Consider the following 14,851-nt stretch of genomic DNA (forward strand, 5'->3'; position numbering starts at 1 on the left):
TTCAAGCATGTCGGAATTGGGTAACGATAACTTGTTAACCCGTCTTTCACGGTTAGAGGTTATTTTAGACAAAAACATTCATAAATGGGCTTTTTAAAGTATGATGCGTAAATATTCGTCAGGTGTTCTGGCAAAAACGACTGTTTCTTTCTTCGTGGCAACGAGTATGCTCACGTCGATTGCTGATAGTCATGCAGCATCCTCTCACACAAATGCCCCTATACCGTTAGCCCGTCCTTTTGCGTCAACGCCTAAAGCCGTTGCACCGCTCAAATCCGATGCAATTGTAACGAACGCAATCCCGCGCACCAACAGTGTCGTTGTTAATGGAAGTCTTAAATCGGGTCTTGATGCGCTTTATAGCAAACAAGCAGCAAGTGCCATTTCCATTCGCAATAACATGCCGAGAAATAGCCTTGATCGTCATATTCTGACTTGGGCAATCGGCGTGTCGGGCGTACCCGGCATTCCCAGTTCCGAAATATTCAACGCAGCACAAGAATTGCACGACTGGCCCGGCATGACAGCAATGCGCCGCAATTCCGAACGTGCTCTTGCCAGTGAAATGAACTCCCCGCAAGCCATTATCAGCGGCTTTGGCAATTATACTCCTGTAACAGCACAAGGCATGGCAGCGCTTGGCGGTGCATTGGTGGAAACGGGCCAAACGGCACGCGCACGGCAAATTCTTGCACCATGGTGGTATAAAGCGAAACTCAATGCACAGGAAGAACAACTGGTATTGAAAAAAGCAGGGCCGGCATTGCTTCCGGCAGATCATCTTCAACGCATGCGCGCCATGCTTTATGCCAATCGTATTTCTTCTGCCGAACGTGTAGCAAAGTTGGCGAATGCCCAATCTCTTTATGCAGGTTTTGCGGCTGTTGCCAATAATGACTCTAACGCCCGCCAAAAACTTGCAGCGGTTGATAAAAGTTTCCGCAAAGATTCACTTTATCTTTTTGCCCAAATTCAATATTTGCGCCGCTCGGGGCAATGTGATGATGCGGCAAAGCTTATGTTAAAGGCGCCGAAAGATGCTCTTACGCTGGTTGATCCGGATGCCTGGTGGATTGAACGGCGCGTTTTATCACGCGAAATGCTTGATGAAAACAAGCCGAAAATCGCCTATCAACTGGTAGCAGCCCATTCGGCCGAAAGTCCGACCTTGGCGGCCGACGCCGAATTTCATGCTGGCTGGTATGCTCTCCGGTTTCTGGGTGATAATAAAACGGCAATGCAACACTTTTCCCGCATTGTGCAAATCTCGTCACGACCGGTTTCAGCTTCGCGCGGGTTTTATTGGATGGGCAGAACGGCCGAAGTACAGGGAAATCGTAGCAACGCTATTCAATATTTTCGCCGTGCCGCCCATTATGGCACTACCTTTTACGGGCAGCTTGCCGCAGCCCGGCTTGGTGAACAGAGGCTCGAAATTCCCTATCCGAAGCCGACAGCAAGCGATCGTCAGCGCTTTGAATCACGCGAACCGGTCATGGCTATAAAGAGGCTTGAAGCGATAGGATATTCCGATCGTGCAGGCGTCCTTTATCGTGAACTCGGAGAAGAGCTTGATAGCCCCGGTGAACTTGCTATGCTCGCCGTTATGGCAGAGCGTAAAGGTGACCATTATACGAGCCTGAAGATTGGCAAAAGCGCGGTCATCAGGGGTATGGATGTAGGCTCCCTCTCCCACCCTGTCGGCGCAATTCCCGAAACAGCCAATATTTCTGCTTCCGGCAAGGCACTTGCCTATGCCATTGCTCGGCAAGAAAGCGAATTTAAAACCGATGCGGTATCAGGTGCGGGTGCCAAGGGTATGCTGCAACTTCTGCCAGCAACGGCAAAAGCCGTTGCAACCAAAAATTCGATCAAATGGCAACCGGAAAAATTGGCAACCGATGCCGGATATAATGCCACTTTGGGCGCCCATTTTCTGGGTGAGCAACTTGATCGTTTCAACGGTTCCTATATCCTGACATTTATCGGTTATAATGCTGGTGGGCGACGCGCCAATGAATGGATCAGCCGTTATGGCGACCCGCGCGGGCAATCCGTCGATTGGGTTGTCGACTGGGTTGAGCGTATTCCTTACTCGGAAACGCGCGACTATGTCATGCGTGTCATGGAAAACTATCAGGTTTATAAAGCACGCCTTACCGGCACTGCCGATATCAATGTTGACCTGACAGCCGGCCGTCACGGTTGAAAAGTGAAATATTTTACAATGTTTATTTTTTATAATGTAAAATTTCTTTAAGAGTTAATCTCTTTAAATATTTTTATTAAATATAGCCAAATTAATATATTATATAATTAATCAATACTATATTATAACATGATAATATTAAATTTTTTACTGAAATCAATATAACAAATCCGTAATTTATAAAATTTATATTGTATAAAAGCGTAAACGATGCTTTTTAACAGATGAATAAACTTCAGAATTAGTTCTATATGTTCCATCGTTGTTGTTTGTCCAAAGTCCGGCAACACAGGACAGTCCGGAATATGAAGAAACGTAAATACATAAGCTATAACGATTATTCGGCTCATCCTGTAGAAAGAGTAGCCAACTCGATAACGGTTTACCGCCGTCATGGCTTCAAAATACTAACTATTAAAAATAGAACCGATATATTTCATTGGCTTTTTTAAATTTCATTGACTTACTTTCGTTTTTTCAAAAGCAATCATTTACCATAAGCAAAAATCCCGTTGGCTTCTTATGTCGGCTTTTGAGGCAACCACCGAAATTCAATTCGCCTCGGCACAGGAATTTTGCCAATAACCTCCATTCGGTTTGTCCCAGATACATGCCGCGTCAATTTGATAGTTTTCGGGCAATTTCAAGCTTTTATCTTCATCCGGTGAATTTTTAAGCTTGTAAAGAGTAACCCTATCAAGGGTGAGTTTATCACCTTTCACTGCTATGACACCAGTGTTCATCATCGGCAAAACCTTCAAAAAGAAAGTAAAGGCCCGTTGGAATTTTTCCGGCATAACGGCACCGGTATCCATTTCGTCGTAAACCATCATTCCGGGCTTTTGTGCCGAAATAAGATTGGTCAAGTTGAACCGTGCAAAACCTACCGGAATGGTTCCCCGTACGGTAATTCCGTCTTCGTCGACGATAAACATAAGATAATCGTTTTTTTGCTCTGAAAGAATGACAATATCGGATTCAACATTTTGAACATGTTTAAGTGCTTTTACTTTTGCGACTATATTGTCACGTGCCGCTTTGTCGGGGGCATAACCGTGCAAAGTGACATTAAAACCGTCCACATCATAGGAAAGCCAATTTGTTTCATCCCCAAGCTCGTTCAACTCAATGGAAAGATGCCTTTCCTGCCCACCTATTCCGAACCAAAGCCCCATGACGACTATAAAAACAATCACTGTAAGTGATGGCCAGAAAAATTTACGAATGAACATCAACATTTCCTATGATGATTGGGATACCGTTTGTTTTAATCAAACCGGTTTTTGCATACAATGACTTTTCGTCTCTTTCCGCGTTAATCGCTCCTGAAGATAAACCAAACCCGTTTATAAAACCTTTTTGCCAAGTTCCCGCCTTTTTTGGGTGAGACCCGCATATTCCACATCTTTACGGCATAGCAGATAAGTGCAGCTAATCGTCGCCAATCCGTCTTGTTCAGGTTTTCTGTCCTGCACAGGTTTTTCTTGATTATTTTTATCATGTTTTGTATAAGCAGCCAATCAACGTTCGGGGCGTTGAAAATTCTGCTCAGCCAGCCGGTTAAAAATCCAGCAAGCCAGGCGCTTTTTCCATATGCATATTATTCTTAAAAGCGAGGGACGAGGTAATGCTGCTTAAGATCGGGACGAGACTGAAAACATGTGCTGCGTCGGGAGGGCTGGCAATAGCAATTCCCCTGACAATCGCGGTTCCCCTGACAATCGCGGTTCCCCTGACAATCGTGATTCCTATGTCGGTTTTTGCTCAGGTGGCGGAAAATAGTGAAACGCAGCTTAATCCCGTCATCGTTAAATCAAAATCCGAATTATTGAAACTCAATAGTCCTACTATTTTAACCGAGCGTAAAACGGCCAAAGACATAGCCGACAAACAGGTTGACGATGTTCATGATATTGACCGGCTTGATCCTGCTATCAACTATAATTCTGCAAGCGACAGTTTTAATATCAGGGGGCTCGACCAGAACCGCGTACTGACAACAATCGACGGTATTCGTCTTCCGTGGCTTTATGACGGATCGCGACAAGTCAAAAATGGCATATCGCTGTTCGATTTTTCATCGCTTTCAACTTTGGATATTATTCATGGAGCCGATTCAAGCCTCTACGGTTCGGGAGCATTGGGCGGTGTCGTTGCACTACGCACACTTGATCCTGAAGACCTTCTGACAACTGACAAGAATTGGGCAAGCCTGACAAAAGGCAGCTATGCTTCAACCGATCGCAGTTGGCGTATCAACGAAGCATTCGCAATGCGTGCACAACAGACTTACGCCTTGTTCCAGGGTGGCTATACGCGCGGGAAACAGCGTGAAAACAACGGAATTGGAGGAGGATATGGTGCAAACCGTGTCGATATGAACCCGACAACATTCGATCAGGATAATTTGCTTTTCAAACTATATCAACACATCGACGGCAGCCAACGGGTTGGTTTCACTGCCGAGCGTTTCAATCTTTCCAAAGACATTGATACCTACAATTTGTCAACATCCACCTACCGCCCCGGTTCGGGAACAGAAGACGATGAAAAACGCCGTGAGCGTCTCTCTCTGTCTTACGACTATAATGGAGGCGGCTTCCTTGATGAAGCACATGGAATTGTTTACTGGCAACGGCAACGCACCGATGAAAAATCGGAATCCGACCGCATATCCATCCCAAAAGGTTATTATATGCGGGACAATCTAATTCGCGACACTGATTATGGTATCAATATTGCCGGACTGAAAAAACTTGAAGCAGGGTCGACAACACATACATTGCGTTTAGCAACCGAAGCGTCATCTTCAAAATTCCAACAATATGCTGAAGGCGAGGATAACTGCCCTCCCCCGCCGTTTAAAGGGCCTTTCATGGCGTGCAAATTCATGCACATCAACCAATCGGATTCTCCGGATACAAATAGCACGATTTTCGGTTTGACTGCCGAAGATGAAATTGGTTTTCTCGCTAACCGTTTGAGATTGACACCCGGATTACGTTACGATTGGTACGAACATCGTCCGCAAGACACTTATGCTTATGAACATGGTGCAGGCTTCGAGGGCTATCCGCCAAATAACAGCCGGTCACACTTGTCGCCAAAACTTAGGGCCGAATGGGATGCATTAAACGATGTAACGCTTTACGCACAATGGGCACAGGCATTTCGTGCTCCCAGCGTTACCGAGCTTTATCTGAACTATACCAATCCGGGTTTTTATTATACCCGCGGCAATCCCGATCTCAAACCTGAAACCAGTAACGGTTACGATATAGGGGCAAAGCTCGGCAATGATGATCTTGGAGGATCCATTAGCCTTTTCTCGAATTATTACCGCAATTTTATTGATGAAATCGATTTGGGTGCAAACCGTGAATTCATGCTTCAACGCTTGAATTATATCAATCGCGCTCACGTTCGCATCTCCGGTATCGAGGCAAAAGGACATATTGTTTTTTCAAACGGTTGGCACACCAATGCCGCTCTCGCCTACGCTGAAGGAAAAGACACCGACAATGATGAGCACCTCAATTCCATACCTGCGCTGAAAGGGATCATCAGTGTGGGGTATGCACGTGAACAATGGGGATCGGATGTTTCTTTGACGGCAGCAGCAAAGCGCAACAAAGTTGAAGAAAACTCCGATTTTTCCAAAACTCCGGGTTATACACTCGTTGACCTTACCGGATGGTGGCAACCACTTGGCAAAAAAGGCCCCAGATTACAAGCCGGTATCTATAATCTCTTTGACAAGCGTTATTGGAATGCAGTCGATCTTCCTTCGGCGCCAGCTTCGCCGAAAGATTATTATAGTCAGCCCGGACGCACATTCAAAATCTCCTTCACACAAAAATTCTAACGCAATCCCCGATAGAGCGCGGGCTGGATTGAACGGACCGACTTACGAGGTAACCGGTTTCAACAATTTGGCTTCTAAAAATAGCTGAAAGAGCTGTGACATGAACACAAAATGAAACTTCCATTTTCTGACTATACGAAAAAGTGTATTGCCATTTTATAAAACATGATAAAAATTATCATGTTTATGGATGACAGGTAAAAACGAATGCAGAGAAACCTTGAATTGCAATCAAGAGACCCGATGAGGCAATCTCTCATGATGATTGAAAGCAAAGCGTTATTCGGCGCGAAAAAGGAAGTATTGATCCATCATGAGGGGGCTGTTTATCGGCTGAAAATCACCCGTTTTGGCAAACTTATTCTGAATAAATAGAAAGGCGGACACCCATGACACTCGAGAGCGGAACTATCCTTTCATTGCGTGAGCAAGATAAGGATTTACGAGATAGAGAATTTGTAAAATCTATAGGTATTTCGGAAGCCGAACTGGTTGAAGCTTTCATTCCGACCGGTAAAGCGCAAAGGCTCAAAATCGATGTTCCACTATTGCTAAAAAACGCCCATAAGCTTGGCGAAGTAATGGCTCTTACCCGCAATGAATATGCGGTGAGTGAAAAGAAAGGCCATTTCCAGAATGTTTTCCCCGGAAGCGACGTTTCTATGACGCTTGGCCAAATTGATCTTCGTATTTTCCAAAACAATTGGAAATTTGCATTCGTACGCACCATGCCTGTCCGTGACAGGATTGTGGATAGCCTACAGTTTTTCGATGCTTATGGCGAGGCTGTTTTCAAACTCTATCCCGAACCAACAACCAATCTTGACGAATGGAATAAACTTGTCGCTCTTTTAAAGGTTGATGCGACGAAGGAAAAATTGCGGGTTTTACGAGCGACACCCTATGATAATTCGCCGATACACAATGCGGATATTGAAGAATTCCGCAATCGCTGGCGGCAAATGACCGACGTTCACCAGCTTCATGACATTTTGAAAGAACTTAAAATTGGCCGACACGACGCAGTGAAGCTTGTTGGGAGCGAATTCGCCAATGAAGTGCGTGGCGATTCAGTCGAAATTCTTCTGCAAAGTGCTGCCGAACGGGAAGTTCCCATTATGTGTTTCGTCGGTAATAAGGGATGCATCCAGATTTTTACCGGAAAAATTGAAAAACTCAAAAAAATTGACGGCTGGTTCAATATTCTGGACGAAAAATTTCATCTTCACCTGCTCACGTCGGGAATTTCACGCATCTGGAATGTACGCAAACCGACCAGCGACGGTTATGTCAGTTCATTGGAAGTTTTCGACCAGAATGGTGAAATGATTATTCAATTTTTCGGAAAACGGAGTGCCTGCGAACAGGAGCGTGAAGATTGGCGCAGTTTGTTAAGCGAGCTTCCGCCTGCGCCGGAAATGGCAGTCGCGTAACAATCATGGAAATTGATACTGATGAAATATGTTTTCGCTGATAACGATGACGCGCGTTCTGTTTGGCCGGATATTTTTCGGCCTAATCGACCAGACATTGTTCTGTGGTTTTTAGCAACACTTGTCATCGCGCTTTTTCCGGCGAAGGCGATAGCCAATCCGGTCGATGAATTTCCCGAAGGCGCAAAGATCATATCAATCGGCGGAACATTGACAGAAATTGTTTATGCTTTAGGCGCGGGTGACCGGTTAATCGCCCGCGATACGACAAGCACCTATCCGGCAGAGGCACAAAACCTGCCTGATGTCGGTTACATGCGAAATTTATCGCCCGAAGGCATTTTGTCTCTTCGTCCCGAAGCCATTTTGCTCGATCAGCAGAGTGGCCCCGCTTCGACAATCGAAATTCTGGAAAATGCCGGTGTACCGATGGTTGAAGTCGCTGAACATTTTACAAGGGAAGGAATTAACGAAAAGATTTTAAAAATCGGTCATGCGTTGCACAAACAAGAAAAAGCGCAACAGTTGATAGCAACTGTTGATGAAGAGTTTGCAAAAAACGATGCGCTGTTAAAAGATTTACCCCACACGAAACGCATCCTTTTTGTTTTGACAATACAAAATGGGCGTCTCATGGCCGCGGGAAAGAATACAGCCGCTGATGGTATCATCAAACTGGCAGGCGCAACAAATGCCATTGACGGCTTTAACGGCTATAAGCTTCTTACCGATGAAGCCATCATCGGCGCCCGACCGGATCTGATTTTATTGATGGCTCATTCCGCTACGAACACAACAGTCGACGATATAAATAAAATACCTGCGATCGAGACGACACCGGCTTTTAAAAAGAGGGCAATCAAACAAATGGACGGACTTTATCTATTAGGCTTCGGTCCAAGAACGCCGATTGCCTTACGTGAAGTCATTCAAACTCTCTATAAAAGCGAGTGACGAAATGATGCCGGATTGTAAAGCGGAGAGGTACTTCCGCCACGTAAACCTTACCGGTGGGGTTGATTGGCTTAAAACCTGTTTCATTCTTTTTCGCGTTCTTTTTATCTGAACAGGCACGTATGAGCAAAACAACATGGTAGCGACATTGTTTTCATATCATCCGGTCGAAGGTGATCGCAGCATTCGGGGAAAAATAGCCATATTTTTACTCCTCGCACTGTTTTTCACGTCCGTATATTGCGGTCTGGTTTTGGGAGCTTATGACGTTTCAATTTCCGATTTTTTAAAATCGGTTATTCGAAATGGCTTTTTAGAGAGTTCCAAATCACGTGATTATCTGGTGCTCGTCAACATCCGGCCACCACGCGTTATTCTTGCTGCATTGGTTGGTTCTGCACTCGCTATCTCCGGCGTGCTTATGCAAGGTTTATTCCGTAACCCTCTCGCCGATCCGGGAATCATGGGCGTATCATCCGGATCCGCTTTGGGAGCCGTTATCATCATTGTCGGTTCATCCCTGTTGCCACCGTTTTTTATAAGCTTCTTTGGAAGTTTCACGATTGTCACCGGCGCCTTTACCAGCGGCTTGATAACAACCATTATTTTGTATTTTATCGCAACCAGAAATAACCGGACATCCGTTGCCACGATGTTACTTGCCGGAATTGCATTGAGCGCCTTATGTGCGGCCATATTGGGATTCCTCATCTTCATTGCCAATGATAACCAATTGCGAGATATAACTTTCTGGAACCTTGGTTCACTCGCCGGTGCCACATGGTCACGTGTTGCAATCGCCTGCCCCTTCATTCTAACCGGTCTTGTTATTGCGCCATTTCTTTCACGCGGAATGAACGCCTTATCGCTTGATGAAGCTGTTGCCGGACATCTGGGGTTCGAGGTTCAACGCTTGAAATATTTAACAATTTTTCTTGTCGCTTTCATGTGTGGTGGTGCTGTATCTGTAAGTGGCAATATTGGTTTCATCGGAATTATCGTGCCTCATATCTTGCGCCTCACAATCGGCCCCGATCATCGTTTTCTCATACCTTGTTCGGCACTTCTCGGTGCTTCCATGCTGATTATAACCGATACTGTCTCGCGCATCGTTGTGGCACCTGCCGAACTTCCAATCGGCATCATCACCGCTTTGATCGGAGGTCCTTTCTTCCTGTGGATTTTGCTTAAACAACGTGGAACACTTAACCCATGATCGAAACCGAAAAGCTCGAACTAACCCTCGGAAAAAGCCTTATATTGCACAGCCTGAACTTCAAGGCACAAGCTGGACATGTAACCACGATTATCGGAACCAACGGTTCGGGAAAAACCACACTTATCAAAGCTTTAAGCGGCGAACTTTCCTATAGTGGAAAAATAACAATTAACGGCGAAGACATAGCCCGAAAAAAACCGTCTGAAATGGCATTGGTAAGAGCGGTCCTTCAACAATCAACCGATGTGAGTTTTCCCTTCCTTGTCAGAGAAGTCGTAGCGCTCGGTCTTTCAAACAGTCTTGATCCCGACTTTATTAAGAAGAGACTGCCTGAAATGGCGTTAGAGAAGGTCGATTTGGCAGGCTATGAAGGACGATTTTATCATGAATTATCTGGTGGGGATCAGGCTCGCGTGCAGCTCGCCCGCGTAATGTGCCAGATTTGGGAACCGGTTTTCAATGGTATTCCACGCTGGTTATTTCTGGATGAACCGGTCGCAAGTCTGGATATCTATCATCAACTCGCTGTTATGGATATTGCCCGCAATTTTTCAAAAGCCGGTGGCGGCGTTATTGCTATTTTGCATGATCTCAATTTGGCCGCCCATTATAGTGACAAAATTATTGTCATGGACCATGGACATATTATCAAAGAAGGTTCGCCAGCAGCAGTCTTGACCACACCCATGCTGCGTGAAATCTATCATTGCAAGCTCACCGTTGGCAAAATACCTGCCGAGGGTGTGCCTTTTGTTCTCCCTCAATCGGCTTGTTTATGATCGAAGTATGAACTTCAGACATGTTATTTTTGCTCAAGTTCCGGTTCGCCCAGTGATAACATCAAACGGTTGGCCCAATTAAAAAAACTGACAGCGTGGATAGCATCGAAAATTTCATCATCATCAAGACCGACGGCACGAAGCGCGTCGATTTCTGTTTGTCCGAAGACTGGCGGTGTTTGACTGAGTGTTGATGCAGCAGAAACAATGGCGTTCCAGCGTTCTCCTAAATCGGCAGAGATCCCCTTATCGAGGAGTTCGTCAACATCAGCTGGTTTTTTTGAATAAACAGCCGCATGTCTGGCATGAACAGAAGCACAATAAATGCAGCCGTTAAAGCGCGATGTTGCAGCGGCTGCAAGTTCCCGCTCGGCACGGGGCAAGCCATCCACAGTATTATAAAAAATATCTTTATCTGTCCTTGTTCGCGCTTCCAATATATCGGGATCGCGCGCCAGCAAACGGAAATAATCCGATTTTGCACGAGCCGGTTCAACTAAAGCACCGCGTTGACGTTCGCTCAAACTGTCTTCCGCAACCGGTTCGATCCAAGCAATCCAATCGAGGTTTCCGCGCGTAAAGACATTAGGTCTTTTACTTTTCTTGGTCGAATTAACGGATTTTGTGTTCATTCTCGTTCAATTCCCGATTATAAAAGTGGGTTATTATGCAGCTTTTCAATAAAGCTTGAAAGTTGCCGTTAATTTGTTTTTTTATTCGCCGCCAGTGCTTTTAGCCCCAGAGCAAGTCTCAACTGGAAGCTCAAAAAAGCAACCAGTTGTGAAAGAGTAACGATTTCATCATTGCTCCAACCGGCTTGTTTCAATGCTTCGAGATGGTGTGCCTCACAATCCCGCGGGTGAAAAACAAGAAGATGACTATGCGTCAATGCGGCTGCCAATTTTTCTCCCAAAAAATTCTTTACTTTAGCGTCAGCATTCCACGTTTTTCCGGAAGTATTTTCTTTGGTAAGCGGGCCATCGGGATAACTGCCAAATGGCCCTGTGCTTTTCGCAGAATCGGCTGCCTCCTGAATAACTTCCGCCCAATCCGGTTGCAGTTTTTTCAATTCATTTTCATAAAATTTGATAGCTTTTTCAAAGCCATGCAATCGGGAAACAAAAGTTGCAATTGCAAAGCGACCTTGCAAAGAAAAGTCGCCATCTTTGACGTTTAAAAACAGCGCTTCATAACTCTTTTGAGCCTGATCTTTCGTAATTGGCCGACGTTTGCGTAGCTCCAATGGCGAGCCAACAAGCTTATCGATGACATCAAGCTGGGACATTTTTAGTTCCTTACAGCGAATATTCGCCTGGCAAATCCTGTTTCAATGTGTGGCAAGTTTCAAGCCTAATGCAGGCGCAATTTCTTTTGCCGTGAGTTCTAACGATTTCATGATATCTTCGTGCGGCGGATCAACGGAGTGCACCTGAAAAACGACATCTGTTGCACGATTAAGCGAGGTATCTTTCTTCAGCGATGCAATCACATCTTCCGGCGTTCCGACATGTTGGTCAAACGCAACAATAAGATCTTCAAGGGTGTCGCTTTTCTTGTTCGATAAGGCTTTACCCAACCGTTTGGCAGCCTTTTTTAATCCTTTTTCAGCTAACTCGAGAGCATGGGCACGATCGCGAGATACAAATAAACTTCTGGATGCCATGATGCGGGGTTTGACACTTGCAGGCAGTGCTGCGAGGTAAGCGTCAATGATCGGGTTTTGTATTTCATCAAGCGAAGCATAAAGGTTATCAGCAGGACGCGGTTGTGTGCGCGACAACATTAGCCCGTCGCCTTTTTCGCCGGCAAGCTTACCTCCGAACGGAGAAAATGTTGCCATCCAGAAACGACGCAACAAATGGGGAGCACTTGGATAAAGCCGGTTACCATCCAACAGATCTTCTCCGGCAAAGGCATGACGCAACACTTCAAGATGATGGGCATAAACTTCGCCACGTTTATCCGGATTGACACCAAACACTTCAAATGACTCGCGTGTTCCTCCGGTGCCAAACCCCAGTTCCAGACGGCCATTCGATAAAAGATCGACAACCGCTGCATCTTCTGCAACGCGCACGGGATTTTCCATCGGTAAAGTGATAACTCCCGTTCCCAACTTTATCCTTTTGGTTTTTGCAGCAACATTTGAAAGAAAAACAAAAGGCGATGGAAGGCCACCTTCTTGAGGGTGAAAATGGTGTTGGGCAACCCAGGCGGTTTCAAAGCCCAATTCTTCTGCAAAAATTATTTGTTCCTCCGCCAACTTGTAACGTTCACCAGCAGGTACATTATCAAGAAGGCGTGAAAAAAAGCCAAGCTTTCTTTGGTTATTTGCCATTATAAAAATCCATTTCCAACAAACATCAAATAAAATGTTTTCCGGCAAAAAGCCTAAACGCTTGGCAGACAACCGACAAAGAATGGATTTCTCGTTTTCGACTTTGATAAAAATTTAATTGATATAATTGTTAAGATTGTTAGAAAATTTGTCTCAATATTATTTTGCATGCTTCGGTGCGGATCCAATGCTAAAATTTTGGACAGTTTTTCGCTTTTAAAAAACGTTATTTTTTAATTTTGAATATTCAGGATTCAAAAAAATTAAGCCAATATTTTTAATATTGAAAACGGATTTCGTAATCGTTTTCATAGAACGTAACATCCGCATTGCGTAGCTTTCAGATTATTTGATTTCGATATGCATAGGCCTCCGTCTCGATTTTCCGAGAAACTTCCAGCCCCTATAAACTATCGGCTTGCAGCCGAAAAATCACCGCTTCAATAAGACTTTATCGAATATTGAATACGTTACCACGTTCTTAAACTTATTCGTTTTTCGCATTAAACCAGTTTGTTAAATTCCGTTGTTTAAGTTTCCTGTCAGCCCATCTGACAAGCATTTCATCTCACGAGTTTCATCTCGCAATGCAGGTAATTTTATCTGTTATAAAATCCCTTATAAAGTTGATAAATAAAGTTAGGTAAAAACTAATTGATTTTACATATCGATATTCCGGTCATCATATTTTAGTTCCGGAACATATGGGCGAAGTCATTCACGCAAGGAAGCTCGGATACCGCGGTATTTTCCGGAAAAGATTAGATCACCATTCGCTATTTCAAGTGTTAAACGTTCCGCTCTCATTATTTTTATAATGGCCAACGCTAAAAGCTAAAAAATACCGGAATGAGAAGGAGCGTTGCAACATGTCATCTATAAGAATATCACTCATCTGTTTATCCTTATCGGCATTAGCCTTGGGGCTTTCATCATATATGACAGCCGGTTTAATCCCTCTGATTAGTAACGATTTTGGCGTCTCAATCGGCTTGGCCGCGCAGTTGGTAACTGCTTTTACGCTACCTTATGGTCTTTTGTCTCCCGTTCTGGTGGGAATGACAGGACATCGTGATCTTAAAAACAATGTTTGCATTTATCTTGGGGTGTTTGTTATTGCCAATGCCGCATGTGTGATCGTTCCGGAATTTTATTTTTTAATTCTTCTTCGCGCTATAGCGGGAGCCTCTGCCGGTGCGTTTCTTGCTTGCGGAATAACAGCGTCGACCCGACTAAGCAGCAACGAGAAAAAGGGCAAATCCATTTCAACAATAATGGCGGGTATGGCAATTGGAACTGTCATCGGCGTTCCCGCTTCGCTCGTTATAGCCGATCGTTTCGGTTGGCGAAGCGCTATGATAATCGTGAGCATTCTTGGCGGTATCGCTTTCATCGGTTTATCTCTATGTTTACCGACCTTGCCATCAACAATGATAAAATCCGAAAAATCCCGTTTTGCCCTTTTATCCGAATGGCCCGTTGTGAGAGTTCTATTGATCTCTTTTTTTGCAGCAATATCGAGCTTGGGAATGTATACTTTCCTATCTCCATTTGTGAGCGCCGTAAATAAAGAGGCATATGTGACGGTTTATTTATGGTATTGGGGCTTGGGGGGCGTTTGTGGAAGTATTCTGATCGGATATTTTGTCGATGACTACGATCTGAAAAAAATCCTGTTCGTTATTCTCGGATTGCTTTTACTATCATTTATCGGTTTGGCTTTACTGTCACATATCTATCTGCCGTTGATCTCATTGCCCCTCGTTATATGGGGTGCGGTTGGCTGGGCGCTGCAAGTGCCCCAGAACAATGAACTCATAAAACTCAGGGAGGATAAAGGCGATGGTAATCTGGCAGTCGGTTTAAACCAGTCATCCGTCTATCTCGGAGGGTCGATAGGCTCGATGATTGGCGGCGTTCTTGTTTCATATGGAGTTTATCCCGCAACACTGCCCGGTTATTTTATGCTACCTGTTATTATTGCTCTTGTTCTTCTATGGACAGGTAAAACTAAATCTTCTTTGGACGGATAATACCAAACGTTAGATCAGACG

Annotated in this window: 13 protein-coding genes; 8 read left to right on the plus strand and 5 right to left on the minus strand. The window is 44.7% G+C overall.

Annotated elements, in window-relative coordinates:
- Positions 1-103 precede the first annotated feature (103 nt).
- Positions 104-2,209: a lytic transglycosylase domain-containing protein gene (locus PEB0122_RS05165; protein ID WP_075916270.1), complete on the plus strand. Its 2,106-nt coding sequence runs from the start codon at positions 104-106 to the stop codon at positions 2,207-2,209.
- Between the two features lie 551 nt (positions 2,210-2,760).
- Here PEB0122_RS05165 and PEB0122_RS05175 read toward each other — a convergent pair.
- Entirely contained in the window at positions 2,761-3,441 is a 681-nt protein-coding gene (locus PEB0122_RS05175) for a BON domain-containing protein (protein ID WP_143238799.1), read from the minus strand.
- Positions 3,442-3,555: 114 nt separating this feature from the next.
- Positions 3,556-3,729 carry a hypothetical protein gene (locus PEB0122_RS11715; protein WP_158025417.1) on the minus strand — a complete coding sequence of 58 codons (174 nt, stop codon included), beginning with the start codon at positions 3,727-3,729 and terminating at the stop codon, positions 3,556-3,558.
- Positions 3,730-3,836: 107 nt separating this feature from the next.
- Between PEB0122_RS11715 and PEB0122_RS05180 the strand changes: the two genes are divergently transcribed.
- The 6 genes from PEB0122_RS05180 (at position 3,837) to PEB0122_RS05205 (ending at position 10,459) form a co-directional block, all read left to right on the plus strand.
- Complete coding sequence (locus PEB0122_RS05180; RefSeq protein WP_083650226.1) at positions 3,837-6,074, plus strand: TonB-dependent hemoglobin/transferrin/lactoferrin family receptor; 2,238 nt, start codon at positions 3,837-3,839, stop codon at positions 6,072-6,074.
- 207 nt (positions 6,075-6,281) lie between these two features.
- Positions 6,282-6,449, plus strand: coding sequence for a hemin uptake protein HemP (hemP, locus tag PEB0122_RS05185; RefSeq protein WP_075914712.1), 168 nt, complete (start codon positions 6,282-6,284; stop codon positions 6,447-6,449).
- A 14-nt stretch (positions 6,450-6,463) separates the two neighbouring features.
- Complete coding sequence (locus tag PEB0122_RS05190) at positions 6,464-7,507, plus strand: hemin-degrading factor (protein ID WP_075915907.1); 1,044 nt, start codon at positions 6,464-6,466, stop codon at positions 7,505-7,507.
- A 21-nt stretch (positions 7,508-7,528) separates the two neighbouring features.
- Positions 7,529-8,461: a heme/hemin ABC transporter substrate-binding protein gene (locus PEB0122_RS05195; protein WP_083650228.1), complete on the plus strand. Its 933-nt coding sequence runs from the start codon at positions 7,529-7,531 to the stop codon at positions 8,459-8,461.
- 136 nt (positions 8,462-8,597) lie between these two features.
- On the plus strand, positions 8,598-9,677 hold the full coding sequence (locus PEB0122_RS05200; RefSeq protein ID WP_075915909.1) for a FecCD family ABC transporter permease: 1,080 nt from the start codon (positions 8,598-8,600) through the stop codon (positions 9,675-9,677).
- Complete coding sequence (locus PEB0122_RS05205; protein WP_075915915.1) at positions 9,674-10,459, plus strand: heme ABC transporter ATP-binding protein; 786 nt, start codon at positions 9,674-9,676, stop codon at positions 10,457-10,459. Before PEB0122_RS05200 ends, PEB0122_RS05205 begins: the two co-directional genes overlap by 4 nt.
- Positions 10,460-10,482: 23 nt before the next feature.
- Here the strand turns inward: PEB0122_RS05205 and PEB0122_RS05210 are convergent, their stop codons facing one another.
- The 3 genes from PEB0122_RS05210 to PEB0122_RS05220 all read right to left on the minus strand — a co-directional run bounded on the left by PEB0122_RS05210 (position 10,483) and on the right by PEB0122_RS05220 (position 12,797).
- Entirely contained in the window at positions 10,483-11,091 is a 609-nt protein-coding gene (locus PEB0122_RS05210) for an alkylhydroperoxidase domain protein (RefSeq protein ID WP_075914716.1), read from the minus strand.
- A 68-nt stretch (positions 11,092-11,159) separates the two neighbouring features.
- The gene (locus tag PEB0122_RS05215) at positions 11,160-11,744 is read right to left on the minus strand and encodes a CMD domain protein (RefSeq protein WP_075915917.1); all 585 of its coding nucleotides are present in this window, start codon (positions 11,742-11,744) and stop codon (positions 11,160-11,162) included.
- Between the two features lie 42 nt (positions 11,745-11,786).
- Entirely contained in the window at positions 11,787-12,797 is a 1,011-nt protein-coding gene (locus PEB0122_RS05220) for a putative FMN-dependent luciferase-like monooxygenase (RefSeq protein WP_075915919.1), read from the minus strand.
- Positions 12,798-13,666: 869 nt separating this feature from the next.
- Here PEB0122_RS05220 and PEB0122_RS05225 point away from each other — a divergent pair.
- Positions 13,667-14,830: an MFS transporter gene (locus PEB0122_RS05225; protein WP_075915921.1), complete on the plus strand. Its 1,164-nt coding sequence runs from the start codon at positions 13,667-13,669 to the stop codon at positions 14,828-14,830.
- The last annotated feature ends 21 nt before the right edge of the window (positions 14,831-14,851 follow it).

The organism is Ditibartonella apis (assembly GCF_001952075.1).
Lineage (GTDB): Bacteria > Pseudomonadota > Alphaproteobacteria > Rhizobiales > Rhizobiaceae > Bartonella > Bartonella apis.

Excerpts from the sequence above, each read along its gene's own strand:
- PEB0122_RS05165 (WP_075916270.1), top strand. The coding sequence starts at position 104 with ATGCGTAAATATTCGTCAGGTGTTCTGGCAAAAACGACTGTTTCTTTC.
- PEB0122_RS05175 (WP_143238799.1), bottom strand. The coding sequence starts at position 3,441 with ATGTTCATTCGTAAATTTTTCTGGCCATCACTTACAGTGATTGTTTTT.
- PEB0122_RS05180 (WP_083650226.1), top strand. The coding sequence starts at position 3,837 with ATGCTGCTTAAGATCGGGACGAGACTGAAAACATGTGCTGCGTCGGGA.
- hemP (WP_075914712.1), top strand. The coding sequence starts at position 6,282 with ATGCAGAGAAACCTTGAATTGCAATCAAGAGACCCGATGAGGCAATCT.
- PEB0122_RS05190 (WP_075915907.1), top strand. The coding sequence starts at position 6,464 with ATGACACTCGAGAGCGGAACTATCCTTTCATTGCGTGAGCAAGATAAG.
- PEB0122_RS05195 (WP_083650228.1), top strand. The coding sequence starts at position 7,529 with ATGAAATATGTTTTCGCTGATAACGATGACGCGCGTTCTGTTTGGCCG.
- PEB0122_RS05200 (WP_075915909.1), top strand. The coding sequence starts at position 8,598 with ATGGTAGCGACATTGTTTTCATATCATCCGGTCGAAGGTGATCGCAGC.
- PEB0122_RS05205 (WP_075915915.1), top strand. The coding sequence starts at position 9,674 with ATGATCGAAACCGAAAAGCTCGAACTAACCCTCGGAAAAAGCCTTATA.
- PEB0122_RS05210 (WP_075914716.1), bottom strand. The coding sequence starts at position 11,091 with ATGAACACAAAATCCGTTAATTCGACCAAGAAAAGTAAAAGACCTAAT.
- PEB0122_RS05215 (WP_075915917.1), bottom strand. The coding sequence starts at position 11,744 with ATGTCCCAGCTTGATGTCATCGATAAGCTTGTTGGCTCGCCATTGGAG.
- PEB0122_RS05220 (WP_075915919.1), bottom strand. The coding sequence starts at position 12,797 with ATGGCAAATAACCAAAGAAAGCTTGGCTTTTTTTCACGCCTTCTTGAT.
- PEB0122_RS05225 (WP_075915921.1), top strand. The coding sequence starts at position 13,667 with ATGTCATCTATAAGAATATCACTCATCTGTTTATCCTTATCGGCATTA.